The organism is Amycolatopsis sp. CA-211722 (assembly GCF_056828465.1).
This window is the reverse complement of sequence record NZ_CP184752.1, coordinates 8,464,370-8,478,491: the sequence shown is the minus strand read 5'-3', so window position 1 is coordinate 8,478,491 and position 14,122 is coordinate 8,464,370. Positions and strand designations below refer to the sequence as shown.

The following is a 14,122-nucleotide window of genomic DNA, read 5'->3' as shown; positions in this document are numbered from 1 at the left end:
CGCCGTGCTGAGCGCTGCCTTGGGCGAGCCTGCTCGTGGCGGCGAAAGTTGCCTCGGTGAAGCACCGTCGCCGGAAAAGCGACCGTGGCGGCCAGGGTTTAGGGGGCGTTGCCGAGTTTCGGTAACGGCTGGGTGCGCCGTCGTGCTACATGCGGTCGTGGGCGACTCTGCTTGCGGCGCGAAAGTGTCTCGGTGAAGTGTCGTTGCCGGATAACGGCCACGCGTCCGAAGTTGGGGTCGTTGCCGATATATGGCGGCGACCGAGTGCGGTCACGGCTTGGTGCGCTGTCGTGCTGCGTGCTGTCTCGGGCGATCCTGCTTGCGGCGCGAAAGTGTCTCGGTGAAGCGCCGTTGCCGGAAATCGGCCACGCGTCCGAGGTTGGGGTCGTTGCCGAAATACGGCGACGACCGAGCGCGGTCACGGCTTGGTGCGCCATCGCGCTGCATGCGGTCGTGGGCGACCCTGCTCATGCCCGCATCGCTTGGAGCGAACCCAGGTGTTGCCGAAAGATGGCAAGGCCGCCATCCGTCGAGACGGAAGGCCCCGGCGCACTACAGCTTCAGGCCTTCACGAGCGAGCGCCCACCACGGACATACCCAGCACCAGCTCGTTGGCCGGATCGCAGCCGAGAAGGTCCTCGACCAGTTCGTCGCGAAGCGCGGCGGTGAACGTGACGTTCAGGCCCAGCGCGGTCGCCATCAGGTACACGGTCTGGCTCAGATGGCCGACGTCCATCAGCAGTACCCGATAGGTGCGGCTCACCGGGTACTTCCATTGGTTCCGCTCGATGACGCTGGTGTAGATCAGCAGCGCGCCGGCGTTCCCGGTCCACTGCTGGTCGCCGGCGAGCGCGGTCAGCTGGTCGTCGTCGATCTTGGCGTCGAGCGGCGTGAGGCGATGCTGGAAACCGTCGTAGTGGTAGGCACCTTGATCCAGCCCCTCGACGTTCCTCGCGTAGACGTACACCTCGGTCGGATGCCGGGCCCCGCCCGATGGGCTCGTCTTGAAGACGTTCCCGGTGGCGGCGATGGCGGAATGCGTGTCCGGCCTCGTCGGCCTGGCCGCGGTGAGAAGGGCGCTCAAATCGCGCAGCCGCAAGGGTTCTTCGCCGAACTCGCGGACACTTCTGCGCTGGTTCAGCGCGTCGCCCAGCGAGATCGCGTCCAAGGGTTCCGGTGACGGCTCGGGCAGCGCTATCGCGTCGTGCTCGCCGGACGGCCTCACCGGAGAAGGCGGAGGGCTGGCCTTCGCCTTCTCCAGCAAGGTTTTCGCCGTCATTTCGCTGGTCGTGAACTCGGTCCCGCGCAAGGAACGGGTGCCGAAGTGAAACGCCCGCGCGGACATTCCCCAAGGGCCCCAATCCCGAAGGATCTCTTCTTCCCGTCGGTGCCGGGAAGAACCTTTGACCACCAGCACGTCGTACCGGATCATCGCTCGCGCGATACGGACGAGCCTTTCCCTGATCTCGGGATTCTCGTCCGCGGTGCGGATCGATTCCGGTTCTCGCCAAGAACCGAACCAACGCAGGACGCGTTCGGTTCCTTCGGCGAGTTTCAGCTGGCGATGGCCGAGGTGGTCGTCCCAGACGACGTCACCATCGGACCAATAAAGCGTTCCGCACGAGGAAACCCTGACCAGCATCGAATGTCTTGTGCCCCAGTCCCCAGTAATACTTTCCGAATACGTCAGGTCATTCAGCGTCGCGAGCGGAAAGGAGGCCCGCCGTGCGGCGGCGGCTCGAACCCGCCCCAGGTGCTCTGCGCCTTGTACTCCGCTTCGAGCTCGTACAAGAACTCGTCGTCCTCGTCGTCGTGCATGCCGTCGATCCTCTCCGTGAGCGGTTACTCCGGTCAAGCGAATATACCTACGCCAACAGAGTACCGGAGCAGAATGGACAATTACGCGGAGTAATCACTCAGGCGCTGTTTGAGTTCGCGAACCTCGGGCGACTCCGAAATGCCGAGATCGGCGTAGAGGCGCAATGCGAACCGGCGATGACGGTCCGCATTCAGTTGCTCACCGAGAATGTCGAAAGCGAACGCCATCTCCTTGTGGGCGATGGGCAGCATGCTGCGATTCCCGGTCGATTCGAGCACTTCCACCGCGGTCGTCAACTGACTGACCGCGAGCGTGCCGTCACCGAGTCCGCGCGAATTGATACCGAGGGCGAGAAAACATTCCGCCTCGAGATCCGGTGATTCGTTCTCCTGAGCCAGCCTCAGCGCCTGGTCGAGTTCCGCGGCGGCTTCCGGGTAACGCCTGTTCTCGGTGTGGATCAGCCCGATCCGGTGCCTGGCGCGGGCTTCGATGAGCACGCTGCCGTGGGCATGGGCGGTCTCGCGGACCCAGCCGAGGTGTTCGATCGCCTCGTCCGACTCGCCCTTGAGCCAGTGGGTGACCCCCGAGTTGCCCCTGGCCCGGCACTGCATCCGGATGTCGCCGGTGGTCGCGGCCAGTTCGAACACCTCGTTGAACAGCCGGTTCGCCTCGGTGAACTCGTCGAGCCGCCACAGGGTCAGCGCGTACATGTGCAGGGCCTGGTACTCGAGGACCACGTTCCCGGTGACCCGCGCCGCGGACAGGGCGAGGGTCTCCAGCTCCCTTGCCTGCCGGTAGTAGCCGCGATTGTCGAAGTAGCGCCACACCGCCGAACAGAAGGGCACGAGGTCGGAGTACTGCTGGTGGTTGTTCATCGCGACGGCCACCGGCAGCACGTTCTGCCATTGCGCGTCCATCCAGTGCGCCGCCTGGTCGTAGTCCGCGAAGGACTGTCCGAACTCGCTCTTCGGGACCTCGAGGCCACCCGGCTCGTCTTCGGACTCCGGGTCGATGAACTCCATCGCGGCCGCGACGGTGCTGCGGTAGTAGTCGAACAGCCGCCGCATCATCGCCTCGCGCTGGTGCTCGGGTTCCTCGGCGAGCAGGAGTTCGCGACCATAACTACGGAGCAGGTCGTGCATCTCGTAGCGATCCATCGACGGCTGCCGCAGGAGGTTCACGTCGACGAGGCGTTCGGCGAGACGGCGGGCCTCGCCGAGGTTCACTTCCGCCAGTGCCGCCGTCGAGTGGAGATCGAAAGCGGCACCGGGATGATGACTCAGCCGGCGGAACACCCGGCGTTCGGTCTCGGTCAGGTTCAGATAGGACACCCGGAACGCGCCCGCGACGTCGCGTTCCCCGGCGGTGAGCTCGCCGAACCGGTTCCGTTCGTCGCGCAGCTGCCTGGCGACGAAGTCGAGTGTCCACGACGCCCGCGCGCGCAGCCTGCTCGCCGTGACGGCCAGCGCGAGCGGGAGATCACCGCACAGGCTCGCGACCTGGTCGGCCGCGTCCGGGGATTCCCGTCGCAACCGCGAGGGCCCGACGATCCGGCCGAGCAGTTCCACGGCGTCGGCCCGGCTGAACGGTTCCAGCGAGAGCAGTTCGGCGCCGTCGAGGTCCACGAGCCGGGTGCGGCTGGTGATCAGCACGCAGCAACTCGCCGAACCGGGCAGCAGCGGGTTCACCTGCGCCGCCCCGATGGCGTTGTCCAGCACCAGAAGCACGCGTTTGCCGGCGAGGCAGCTCCGGAAGAGCGCCGCGCGCTGGTCGGTCCCGGGCGGGATGTCCGAACCCTGGATGCCGAGCGACCGCAGCAGCGCCTCGAGCGCGGCCCCCGGGTCGACCGGGTCGCCCGCCGGCGAGAACCCTTCGAGGTTCACGAAGAGCTGCCCGTCGGGGAACAGCGGAGCCAGCCGGTGCGCGGCGTGGACGGCCAGCGCGGTCTTGCCGACACCGGGCATCCCGTCGATCGCGATCAGCCTCGGCCCCGCCGAGGAACCCGCCTGGCCGATCTCGAGGACGGACCGCAGCTCCGTGACCCGGCCGCCGAACGCGGGGAGGTCCGCGGGAAGCTGCGCGGGGCGGGGGAACAGCGCCTTCTGCGCGTCCGCGTCCTCACGCCGTCCGCTGGTGTCCAGCCCGGCCCGGAGCCCGCCGACGCCATAGCGGACGAGCGCGCCGTCCGTCATCAGCTCGGCGTCGGCGCGCAGGATCTGCTGGTGGAGCGCGCTCAGTTCGGCGCTCGGGTCGACGCCGAGCTCCTCGGCGAGCGCGATCCTGGTCCGGTCGAACGTCCGGAGCGCGTCGGCGCCGCGGCCCGCCCGGTAGAGCGCCAGCATGGTGAGGCACTGCAGGGTCTCGCGCGTGGGATGCCAGGCGGCGAGGTCCAAGGCCTCCCGGGCCGCGGCTTCGGTTTCGCCGAGCCGCAGCCTGGCACCGATCAGGAGCTCGCAGGCGGCCAGGCGTTCTTCGTCGAGCCGTCGCGCGGTCTGCTCGATGGCGTCGCCTTCGAGACCGTCGAACGCCGGGCCGCGCCAGCGCGAGAGCGCGTCCGCCAGTTTGGCGGCGGCCTGCGAGATCAGCCCGGCGGACAGGAGTTCGGCGCCCTGGTTGTAGTCCGCTTCGAAGCGGACCGAGTCGAGCGAGGCGCTGCTGATGACGACGCGGTACGCCGAGCCGGTGGTGACGACGGCGGACCGGGCCACGCCGAGGTCGTGCCGCAGCCGCGCGATCGCGTTGCTGACCTGGCGGACCGCGGTCTTCGGCGGGTTCTCCGGCCACATCGTGCCGATCAGGTACGACACCGGGACCAGCCTGCCCGCGTTGATCAGCAGGGCGGCGAGGAGCCGCTGCTCACGGCGTCCGCCCAGCCGGACGGGGACACCGTCGACCTCGGCTTCGAGCGGGCCGAGAACGGAGAAGCTGAGCTGGGATGGGCTGCCGGTGGGCGATCCCGCCGAATCGGGTAAACGATCAGCGGTCATATGCGACTATGTCGTCCGAGACCGTGAGCGTGCTCACGCACTACCTCCAGTCCGTTCGGCGGCTGACCGGCACCCTAGCCCACCGCTTCGGCCTCCAGCCAGATCGGCGCGGGGGCGCCTTACGGCATTCGGCCTAACGGGCGGGCACTGGGCTGCCCTGGAACCGGCTCGATTCTACGCCCGGCCACTCCTGAACTGCGCGGATGCCATGCGGTGGAGAGCCGATGTAATTCCGATGCAGGGCCTTGGAAAGCTGAAGGCACAGCTGGCGGGTCGGCGCGACGGGGCAGCGTGCCGAACCGTGGGTAGGGGCTCCGCGGCGGTTGGCCTTCGAACTGGGGGTGGCCAACCGCCCTGGTAGCCCTTTCTTTCTGTCACAGGTTGCTCCCAGCTAAGCGCGGCACACTGGACCAAAGAGGAGTGTGCCGCCATGAGTGCTCTAGGTGATCTGCTGGGCTACCTGCTCACCCTGTTCCTGATCGTGCTCATCGCCCGGATGGTGCTCGACTGGGTCGTGAACCTCGCCACCCGTCCGCCCGGCTGGGCCTTCCGTGCCCGGGGGATCACCCACCGCCTGACCGAGCCCGTGCTGGCGCCGGTCCGCCGCGTGGTGCGCCCGGTGCGGGCCGGCGGGGTCGCGTTCGACCTCGCCTTCACCCTCGTCTTCCTCGGGGTCGTCCTTCTGCAGTCCCTCGCGTTCAGCCTCTGACCAGGTGTGATCCGCCGCGATTCCGGGTATCAGCGGGCAAGAGGAGAGGAGTGCCCATGCGTCCGGTCTGGAGCGGTTCGCTTTCGCTCGGTCTGGTGACGGTGCCGGTTCGGCTGTACAGCGCGGTCGAGGACCACACGGTGCACTTCCGCCAGTTCCAGCGTGGAACCGAGGACCGCATCCGGTACCGGCGCGTGAACGAGCGCACCGGCAAGGAAGTCGGCTACGAAGACATCGTCAAGGGCTACGAGCTCGACAACGGCGAGTACGTGGTCGTCGAACCCGAGGAACTCGAGGAGATCGCCCCCGGCCGGTCGAAGTCGCTCGACATCGAGAGCTTCGTCGCGCTGGACGAGATCGACCCGATGTTCTTCGACAAGACGTACTGGCTCGCGCCCGCGAAGGACGAGTTCGAGCGTCCGTACGCGTTGCTGCTCGAAGCGATGGACTCCTCGGGCAAGGCCGGGATCGCCAAATTCGTCATGCGCGGCCGCGAGTACCTGGCGCTGGTCCGCTCGGGGGACGGCGTGATGGTGCTCAACACCCTGCATTTCGCCGCCGACCTGCGGGATCCCGCCGAGCAGCTGCCGGATCTGCCGGGCAAGGCGAAGGCGCGCGGCAAGGAACTCGACATGGCCGTCAGCCTGATAGACGCGATGAGCGACGATTGGCGGCCCGAGGACTACCGCGACACCTACACCGACCGTGTGCGGGAGCTGATCAAGGCCAAGAAGAAGGGCGACACCATCACGCCCGCGGCCGAACCCGGCGAGCCGACGAAGGTCGTCGACCTGTTCGAGGCGCTTTCGAAGAGTGTGGAGAGCGGGAAGGCCAAGAAGAAGTCCGGGGCCAAGAAGCCGGCAGCGAAGAAGGACCTCTCTTCGCTGTCGAAAGCCGACCTGGACAAGCTGGCACGGGAGCGGAACATCAAGGGGCGGTCGAAGATGACCCGCGCCGGCCTGGAGAAGGCGCTCAAAGCCTCGTGACGACACCCGCCGTCGTCAGTTCGCCGGCGATGGCCTCGATCAGCAGCCGGACGTCCTCGGTGGCTGTCGCGTGCAGCCCTTCGGAAACGATCAGCACGTCGGACGTCGCGGCGGAGACCGCGGAGTGCCCGCTCTGCCGGTTCGTCCAGCGGCGCGCGTGGGCTTGGCCGTCCTCGTCGGCGAAGATCACCTCGCCGGGGTTCGGCTGCTCGACGGTGCCGGCGAAGGTCACGTACTTCTCGTCGCCCCGCGCGTGACGGACTTCCAGCGAGCCGCTGATCTTCGCGACGTCAAGCACCGCGACCGGGATGGCGTAGGCGACCGAAACCGCGTTGCAGAGATCGATCACCGGGTGGATCCGGGGGAGCGTGCCTTCCTTCCGCAGCCTGCGCAGCAGTGACTCCGACGCGCAGCGGTACTGCGTCGGTTTCAGGCCCATCTTGGCGAACGCCCGCCGCCAGGCCTGGATCTCGGGGAAGTCCGATTCTGGCCCGTCCGCCAGCCGTCGTGTCGCCCGCGCGAGGAACTTCTCGACGTCGGCCGGCATTTCCGCGGTGACACCGGTGGCCCGCAGCGTGCCGACGGCGAGGCCGGGGTGGGCGGCGCGGATTTCCGGGTGGTGCTGGAGTCGCATGCTGAACCTGTCTACTGGGTGGTGAACGCGAGTTTGACGCCGAGCGCGGCGAAGGAACCGGCGAAGACCCGCCGGAGCCAGGCGAGCACGCGCGGCCGGGAAAGGACGTGGTGCCGCACGCCGGCGGCGAGGACGCCGTACACGCTGAACACCACGAAGGTCGCCAGCATGAACACCCCGCTCAGCAGCAGCATCCGAGGGATCGAACCGGGCTCGCCCGCCGGGACGAACTGCGGCAGGAACGCGAAGAAGAACAGGGTCAGCTTCGGGTTCAGGACGTTGATCAGCACGCCGGAGGTGATCGTCCGCAGGGCCGACGCGGGTTCGGGAGCACCGTCCACGACGATCGCGTCGCGGTCCTTCAGCGTCGCCCACGCCATGTAGAGCAGGTAGGCGACGCCCAGGTACTTGATGATCTCGAACGCCACCGCGCTCGCGTGCAGCAGCGCCGCGAGGCCGGTGATCGCGGCGACCATGTGCGGGATGATCCCGAGGGTGCACGCCAGCGCGGCGATGACGCTCGCGCGTCTGCCCCGGGCCAGCCCGGCGGAAAGGGTGTAGACCACGCCGGTGCCGGGCGTGGCGACCACGACCAGTGTGGTGATCAGGAAGGCGATGCTCACGAGAGCAACTGTGCGCGCTCATTGGTCCGATGGACAGAGCCAAACTCGAAGAAGTCCGCAGGACCAAAGCCCGGCGTGCGGGGTTCACCGGATGGAGTGGCATGATGCACGCTCGCACGTCGACGAGGAAGGCCTTGGTTTGAGCGCGCGCACCTCCCAGGTGGACGACCTCCGGCTGGTGGCACAACCGAATGCCGTGTTGTGCTCCGAGCTCTTCGTCCGTCTCATCTTGTCGGATTGGTCCTTGCGGCCGTTGCTCGATCAGGCGAAGACCGCCGCCGCCAGATTGGTGGGCACGCTGGTCGACGCGGCCGATCCGAAGGAGCCGCCGTTCCTGACGCTGAGACTGCGCCTGCGGTCGGACGTGCTGGCCGTCGAGGTCGACCACGAGCTGGACGGCCTCCCCGTGCCGACGCCCGCGCCGGGGGAGCGGACCGGGGTGGCGCCGAGCGAGACCGGCGGCGTGACCTTTTGGTGCGAGCTGCCGCTGCCCGGAGGGCTGTCGGCGGGGCAGGTCCGGCTGCCGAGGCGGGGTGACCGCCGCACCCTGGTGGACGAACCCGTCTCCGGTGAGCCCGTCGGCGCCGATCCCGAAGTCCTGGAACGGCTTTTGACCCGGTTGAGCGGCTGGTCCGGCTGATGGCCACCAAGCGCGTCACCACCCCGGTCCTGGAGATCGAGTACGAACACGCCGGTGAAGCGGGTGGTCCGCCGGTGGTCCTGCTCCACGGTTTCCCTTACGACGTGCGTGCCTACGACGAGGTCGCCACGCTCCTCGCCGCGGGCGGAGCTTCCGTGTACGTGCCGTATCTACGCGGGTTCGGCGGGACGCGTTTCCTGGACGAGGCGACGCCCCGCTCCGGTCAGCAGGCCGCCCTCGCGCAGGACTTGCTCGAATTCCTGGACGCGCTGGGGCTGGAGAAGGCCGTCGTCGCGGGATACGACTGGGGCGGCCGCGCGGCGTGCATCGCGGCCGCGCTCCGTCCCGAGCGTGTGCGCGGGCTGGTCTCGGTGGACGGCTACAACGTCCAGAATCTCGCCTACGCGGGGGAACCCGCGCCGCCGGAGTGGGAACGCACGTACTGGTACCAGTTCTATTTCCGCACCGAGCGCGGACGGCGCGGGCTGGCGGAAAATCGCGAAGAGCTGTGCGCCCTGTTGTGGCGCACCTGGTCACCGACCTGGGCCGGCGCCGGCGAGGCGTTCCCGGCCAGCGCCCCCAGCCTCCACAATCCGGACTTCGTCGACGTCGTCATCCACTCGTACCGGCACCGGTTCGGCCTGGTGGAAGGTGATCCGCGGTATCAGCCGCTCGAAGACCTGATCGCGGAGGAGCCGGCGATCACGGTGCCGACGGTGGTGCTGGAAAGCGGGGACGACGGCATCGGCGGTCCGAGCGCCGAAGGTGACCGCGAGTACTTCACCGGACCGTACGAGCATCGGGTGCTGCCGGGGGTGGGGCACAACGTTCCCCAGGAAGCCCCTGAAGCGTTCGCGGCCGCGGTGGCGTCACTGCTCGGGTGAGGCCGATCACCCGTCCGTGCGCGTGACGAATCCCGATCTTCGCTTGTCCTTCGGAGGTAAGGCGCACGATCCGGAGGAGGACACGATGTCGTTGGGTGACAAGATCGGCAACAAGGCGGAGGAGCTCGGCGGTAAGGCCAAGGAGGCCGCCGGCGGCGCCACCGGCAACGAGGAGCTGCGCGCGGAAGGTCAGGCGGACCAGGCGAAGGCCGGTCTCAAGGGCGCGGTCGAAAACGTCAAGGACGCCGTCGGCGACGTGGCGGACAAGGTCCGCGACACCTTCAAGAAGTAGCGTTCCTGCCGGGCCGGGGCGGCGGAGTTTCCGCGCCCCGGCCCGCTTCAGTCGCGCAGGACCACCGGCAGGCTCGTGAGCCGCGTCCCCTGGATGCCGCCGAGGAACGTCTGCCGGAGTCCGGTGTAGGGCACGGCGAGCCGGGCCCTGGGGAAGTCCGTGCGCAGAACCGTCGCCACCGCCCGCAGTTCGAGCTGCGCGAGCTGGGCGCCGACGCAGAAATGCGGCCCCGCGCCGAAGGTCAGGTCCGGACCCGGTTTCCTGGCGGGGTCGGTGTTGATGCCCTGGATGTCGACGAGCACGGGAGCCCCCGCCGGGAGCCGGACCCCGGCCAATTCGAGCTCCACGGTGGTGAACCGCCAGAGCGTGAACGGCGCCGGCGGATGCTCCCGGAGCGTTTCGCGGACGAGATCGTTCACGGAGGCGTCGTCCCCGTTCAGAAGTCGCGAGATCAGGAACCCGATCGAGGCGTCGGTGGTCAGCTGCCCGGCGAAGATCAACGCGAACAGGTGATATCTCAGGTCCTTTTCGGACGTTCCGGGCGGGAGGCTGTCGCGGAGTTCCGTCGCGAGCCCTGCCCGGTCCGGGGCCAGCCCCGCCGCGGCGAGGTCCGCGATCGCGGCGATGGCCTTCCCCTGGGCGCCTGGCTCAGGATCGGACATGCGCCGGCAGGCGTCGACGGCGGCGTCGAGCAGGTGCAGCGGGATGCCGAGCAGATCGAGCAGGACGGTGAGCGGGAAACGGGTGGAGAACCCGGCCATGAGGTCGACGGTTCCGCCGCCGAGGTCCGTCAGCAGTGCGCGCGCGATCCGGTGGATCCGGTCGGATTGGGCCTGGATCCGTTTGGCGCTCAGCAAAGGGGCGTGCGCGCGCCGCAAGAGCGCGTGGTCGGGGCCGTCCAGAGTGGTGAGGGACGGCTGTTCGGCGGCGGTTTGTTCGAGCGCGGTCCATCCCTGGGGGGCGCGTGCGGGGTCCTTCGCGAAGCGCGGGTCCGCCAGGACCTCGCGGGCAGGCTTCTCCTCGGTCACGATCCACGCGCTTCCGCCCTCGGGGGCGGCCACCTCGACGAGCGGGCCGGCGGCTCGCAGCGCGGGGCGGACGGGGTCGGGTTCGGTGATGCCGCGGGTCGTCGCGGCGAACGGATCGGGGAGCACAATAACTCCTTCATAGTGAAGTGGCTTCACGATGAAGGTATATTTGCGGCCGGTAGGTTGTCAAAGCACGGATCCGAGGAGGGGTGATGGCGGACGACGTCGCGGCGCGGAGTGCGTCGCTGCTGGACGGCCTCCGGAGTTTCGGGGCGAACTACACCGAGTTCACCCGGCGTTTCGCGGACTGGCTCGGCTTGCACGCCACCGACGCCGCCGCCCTGGTGGAGATCCTCTACGCCGAAGACACCGGCTCCCCGTTGTCCCCGGCCCGCCTCGGTGAACGCATCGCGCTGACCTCCGGTGCGACCACGAATCTGCTGAACCGGCTGGAAAACCTCGGCTACGTGGTGCGGACCAGGGAGGACACCGACCGGCGGAGGGTGACGCTGCGCAGCGGCCCGGACATCCAGGGGCCCGCGCGTGAATTCTTCGGTCCGTTCAGCGCCGGGCTCGCGGCGCTGGTGGCGGAGTATCCGGCGGAGGAGATCGAACGGTTCGAGGCCTTCCTGCGGCATCTGAAGTCCACAATGGACAACGTGCTCGAAGAACAGGGTTGACCCCGGACCAGTCCGATCCGCCTTCGGCACCGAATCCCTCCTGGACGTCACGGCACCGCGTAGCCGTGCGTCGGGTGAGGTGGAGGCGGCTTGATGGTCGAGGGTGTGCGGACCAGTCCGCGCGGAAGCGGCGGCACCGGAGCGGAGCCGGCCGAGGCGAGTTTGCTGCAACGGGTCGCGGCGGGTGACGAACAGGCGTTCGCCGACCTGTACGACGTCGTGGCGGGACCGGTGTGGGGAGTGGTGAACAGGGTCGTCCGCAACGGCACGTTCGCCGAGGAGGTCACCCAAGAGGTCCTGGTGGAGGTCTGGCGGACGGCCGCGCGGTTCAAGCCGGGCAAGGGGAGCACGCTTTCCTGGGTGCTCACCATCGCGCACCGGCGGGCCGTGGACAGGGTGCGTTCGCATCAGGCGGCGCTCGACCGGGACGATCGCGCGGGACGGCTCGACTTCCGCCGCCCGTACGACGAGGTCGCCGAGTCGACGATCGGCAACCTGGAGCAGCAGCGGGTGCGCCAGTGCCTGTCCGCGTTGACCGACCTGCAACGGGAATCGGTGGTGCTGGCCTACTACAACGGTTACACGTATCCAGAAGTCGCGGAAGTGCTCAAGACCGCGCCCGGCACCGTGAAGACCCGCATTCGCGACGGCCTGATCCGGTTGCGTGACTGCTTGGGGGTCGGGCAATGACGGCGGAGCTGCACACGCTGACCGGCGCCTACGCCGTGGACGCCGTCACGGAGGAAGAGGCCACGGCCTTCGAACGACACCTGCGAGGTTGCCCCGCGTGCCGGCAGGAGGTCCGGGAGCTGCGGGAGGCCGCCGCGCGGCTGGGGGCGGCGCTCGCCACCCTGCCACCGCCGAGGCTGCGGGAAGCGACGCTCACGGAGGTCACCCGCACCCGTCAGTGGCCTCCGCTGGTCGCTGTCGCGCGTCAGGGTGGGCAGGTGAAGAAGCGGATCGCTCTCTGGGGAGCCGCGGCGGCCGCTGCCGGAGCGCTGGTGTTCAGCCTGGTCACCACGACCACCGAGCCGGGGGCCGACCCCGCCCAGCAGCAGCTGGCCTCGGTGAACGCCGTGCTCACCGCGCCCGACGCCTCGACGGCCAAGGGCCCCGGGCCCAGGACGACCACGGTCGTGACCTCGCGGAGCCGCGGCAAGGTCGTCGTCCTGGCCGGTGACCTCCCGCCGTTGGCACCCGGCAAGACCTATCAGGTCTGGCTCCTCGGGGCGGGCGGCGTGCATTCGGCCGGGCTGCTGGCGCCGGACGGTCCACATCGGACTCGGCCGCTCCTCGCGGATCTGCCGGGCGGGATCGACCGGGTCGGCATCACCGCCGAACCCGCCGGCGGCTCGCCGTCCCCGACCGTCCCGGCGGTGGTCATGGTGGGTCTGGTCTAGTGGGTCGACCGCTCGCAGGCCTGCCAGAGTTCCCGGCGCTGCGCGGCGGTTTCCCGGGTCTTGCCGAGATAGTGCGTCGGCCGCTGGACGCGGTCGTGCCAGAACATGCCGTTGTACCGGCCCGGTTCCTCGGCGGCGGCGAGCCAGACGAACGTGTCCGCGCCCTGCCCGGGGTCGCGCAGGATCCGCCGCGTGAGCTTGCGGAACGTCGGCAGCGAGTTCGCGACTCCGGGAGTGTCGGCCCAGCCGGGGTGCGCGCTGTGCACGGTGACCCCGGAGCCGTCCAGCCGGTCCGCCCAGAGCTCGGCGAGCACCACCTGCATCCGCTTGGTGCGCGCGTAGCCGGCGGTGGGCTTGTATTCGTCCTGGCGGTAGTGCAGGTCGTCGGTGCGCAACGGCTGACCGTACATGCCACCGGAGCTGACCCAGATCACCCGCGCCCCGTCGCCGAATTTCGGGCGGAGCGACGCGGTCAGCAGATGAGGGCCGAGCACGTGCGTGGCGAGCATGAGTTCGTTGCCCTCGGCCGTCTCCGTGCGTTCCGCGGGCATGACCCCGGCGTTGTGCACCAGGATGTCGACCTCGCCGTCGAGATCCTTCGCGTAGTCGCGTACCGACGACATCAGGCTGACGTCGCACCGGTCGACGACGATCCGTGAGCCGGGCACGGCGCGCTCGATCTCGGCGCGGGCGGCGTCACCGTCGCCGCGGATCGCGATCCGCACTGTCGCGCCCAGCTTCGCCAGCCCGATGGCCGTCGCCTTCCCCAAGCCTGCTTTCGCGCCGGTCACCACGGCGACCTTGCCCGCGAGCGCGTCCGGCGCGGGATCCGCGGGCCACCACTGCCGCCGCAGGAAGTGCCCGATGCTGCTGTACCCGAGCAGAGTCCGGTCGAGCACGGTGTCGGCGGCCCGGGTCACGGTGGACATGGTGGGGTTCTCCTCAACGATCGTGGGGGACCAGTGCCCATACCGATTTCCCGGTTCGCCCGGGCCGGAAACCCCAGTCGACGGCGAGCCTGCCGATCAGGCGGAGCCCGTAACGCGCCGAATCGGGGGAGGTCGGCAACCCGCCCAGATCCCGGCCGTCGTCGGAAACCTCGACCATGAAGCCACGGAGTTGCCGGACGACGCGTAGTTCCCCAGGCTCGTCCGCGTGCCGGTACGCGTTGCTCACCAGCTCGTCGACCACGAGCAGCAGGGCGCCGAGCGGCTCGTCCGTGCCGCGCCCGAAGCCGACGCGGTCGGCGACCACGGACCGGACACGGCGCAACGCGGGACGGTTCCGCAGGTCGACCGTCACTTCCGCGGCGTCGGCCACCCGGCGGCACAGTCGTTCGAGTTCCACTTCCAGCTCCGCCTGATCACCGCTCATCGCACCCAGCTCCCGTCGCCGAACACCTGTCGCGAGGTGTTCGGCGCGGACGGGGCCGCGGATGGG

The 14,122-nt window shown here is 69.1% G+C and carries 17 protein-coding genes; 8 read left to right on the top strand and 9 right to left on the bottom strand.

The features are described 5' to 3' along the window. Positions 1–270: 270 nt before the first annotated feature. The 4 genes from ACOCEP_RS38840 to ACOCEP_RS38825 all read right to left on the bottom strand — a co-directional run bounded on the left by ACOCEP_RS38840 (position 271) and on the right by ACOCEP_RS38825 (position 4,806). Positions 271–471, bottom strand: a complete 201-nt coding sequence (locus tag ACOCEP_RS38840) for a hypothetical protein (protein ID WP_482334933.1) — start codon at positions 469–471, stop codon at positions 271–273. 97 nt (positions 472–568) lie between these two features. Next, the gene (locus tag ACOCEP_RS38835; RefSeq protein ID WP_482334932.1) at positions 569–1,642 is read right to left on the bottom strand and encodes a SagB/ThcOx family dehydrogenase; all 1,074 of its coding nucleotides are present in this window, start codon (positions 1,640–1,642) and stop codon (positions 569–571) included. Positions 1,643–1,695: 53 nt separating this feature from the next. Then, on the bottom strand, positions 1,696–1,818 hold the full coding sequence (locus ACOCEP_RS38830; RefSeq protein ID WP_482334931.1) for a hypothetical protein: 123 nt from the start codon (positions 1,816–1,818) through the stop codon (positions 1,696–1,698). A gap of 81 nt (positions 1,819–1,899) precedes the next feature. After that, complete coding sequence (locus ACOCEP_RS38825) at positions 1,900–4,806, bottom strand: AfsR/SARP family transcriptional regulator (RefSeq protein ID WP_482334929.1); 2,907 nt, start codon at positions 4,804–4,806, stop codon at positions 1,900–1,902. Between the two features lie 430 nt (positions 4,807–5,236). Between ACOCEP_RS38825 and ACOCEP_RS38820 the strand changes: the two genes are divergently transcribed. Continuing rightward, positions 5,237–5,515 carry a YggT family protein gene (locus ACOCEP_RS38820; RefSeq protein WP_482334927.1) on the top strand — a complete coding sequence of 93 codons (279 nt, stop codon included), beginning with the start codon at positions 5,237–5,239 and terminating at the stop codon, positions 5,513–5,515. A 56-nt stretch (positions 5,516–5,571) separates the two neighbouring features. Continuing rightward, positions 5,572–6,501: a non-homologous end joining protein Ku gene (gene ku, locus ACOCEP_RS38815; RefSeq protein WP_482334925.1), complete on the top strand. Its 930-nt coding sequence runs from the start codon at positions 5,572–5,574 to the stop codon at positions 6,499–6,501. Here ku and ACOCEP_RS38810 read toward each other — a convergent pair. Then, positions 6,488–7,135 carry a B3/B4 domain-containing protein gene (locus ACOCEP_RS38810; protein ID WP_482334923.1) on the bottom strand — a complete coding sequence of 216 codons (648 nt, stop codon included), beginning with the start codon at positions 7,133–7,135 and terminating at the stop codon, positions 6,488–6,490. The two genes, ku and ACOCEP_RS38810, sit on opposite strands and share 14 nt — an antisense overlap. 11 nt (positions 7,136–7,146) lie before the next feature. Continuing rightward, a complete protein-coding gene (locus ACOCEP_RS38805) occupies positions 7,147–7,758 on the bottom strand; it encodes a LysE family translocator (protein ID WP_482334921.1) in 612 nt (203 codons plus the stop codon). 139 nt (positions 7,759–7,897) lie between these two features. Between ACOCEP_RS38805 and ACOCEP_RS38800 the strand changes: the two genes are divergently transcribed. The 3 genes from ACOCEP_RS38800 (at position 7,898) to ACOCEP_RS38790 (ending at position 9,574) form a co-directional block, all read left to right on the top strand. Further along, positions 7,898–8,398: an ATP-binding protein gene (locus tag ACOCEP_RS38800; RefSeq protein WP_482339900.1), complete on the top strand. Its 501-nt coding sequence runs from the start codon at positions 7,898–7,900 to the stop codon at positions 8,396–8,398. Further along, positions 8,398–9,282 (top strand): alpha/beta fold hydrolase, encoded by an 885-nt coding sequence (locus tag ACOCEP_RS38795; RefSeq protein ID WP_482334919.1) that lies wholly within the window; start codon positions 8,398–8,400, stop codon positions 9,280–9,282. The genes ACOCEP_RS38800 and ACOCEP_RS38795 overlap by 1 nt, the downstream gene beginning before the upstream one ends. Before the next feature lie 85 nt (positions 9,283–9,367). Further along, positions 9,368–9,574, top strand: coding sequence for a CsbD family protein (locus ACOCEP_RS38790; RefSeq protein ID WP_482334917.1), 207 nt, complete (start codon positions 9,368–9,370; stop codon positions 9,572–9,574). Between the two features lie 47 nt (positions 9,575–9,621). On the opposite strand, the gene ACOCEP_RS38785 is transcribed toward ACOCEP_RS38790, so the two are convergent. Beyond that, entirely contained in the window at positions 9,622–10,728 is a 1,107-nt protein-coding gene (locus tag ACOCEP_RS38785) for a cytochrome P450 (RefSeq protein WP_482334915.1), read from the bottom strand. A gap of 86 nt (positions 10,729–10,814) precedes the next feature. On the opposite strand from ACOCEP_RS38785, the gene ACOCEP_RS38780 reads away from it, so the two are divergent. The 3 genes from ACOCEP_RS38780 to ACOCEP_RS38770 all read left to right on the top strand — a co-directional run bounded on the left by ACOCEP_RS38780 (position 10,815) and on the right by ACOCEP_RS38770 (position 12,682). Next, positions 10,815–11,282, top strand: coding sequence for a MarR family winged helix-turn-helix transcriptional regulator (locus tag ACOCEP_RS38780; RefSeq protein WP_482334913.1), 468 nt, complete (start codon positions 10,815–10,817; stop codon positions 11,280–11,282). 93 nt (positions 11,283–11,375) lie between these two features. Next, positions 11,376–11,972: an ECF RNA polymerase sigma factor SigK gene (sigK, locus tag ACOCEP_RS38775; protein ID WP_482334911.1), complete on the top strand. Its 597-nt coding sequence runs from the start codon at positions 11,376–11,378 to the stop codon at positions 11,970–11,972. Beyond that, on the top strand, positions 11,969–12,682 hold the full coding sequence (locus tag ACOCEP_RS38770; protein ID WP_482334909.1) for an anti-sigma factor: 714 nt from the start codon (positions 11,969–11,971) through the stop codon (positions 12,680–12,682). Before sigK ends, ACOCEP_RS38770 begins: the two co-directional genes overlap by 4 nt. On the opposite strand, the gene ACOCEP_RS38765 is transcribed toward ACOCEP_RS38770, so the two are convergent. Then, the gene (locus tag ACOCEP_RS38765; protein ID WP_482334907.1) at positions 12,679–13,611 is read right to left on the bottom strand and encodes an SDR family NAD(P)-dependent oxidoreductase; all 933 of its coding nucleotides are present in this window, start codon (positions 13,609–13,611) and stop codon (positions 12,679–12,681) included. The genes ACOCEP_RS38770 and ACOCEP_RS38765 overlap by 4 nt on opposite strands. 13 nt (positions 13,612–13,624) lie before the next feature. After that, the gene (locus ACOCEP_RS38760) at positions 13,625–14,056 is read right to left on the bottom strand and encodes an ATP-binding protein (RefSeq protein WP_482334905.1); all 432 of its coding nucleotides are present in this window, start codon (positions 14,054–14,056) and stop codon (positions 13,625–13,627) included. Between the last annotated feature and the right edge of the window lie 66 nt (positions 14,057–14,122).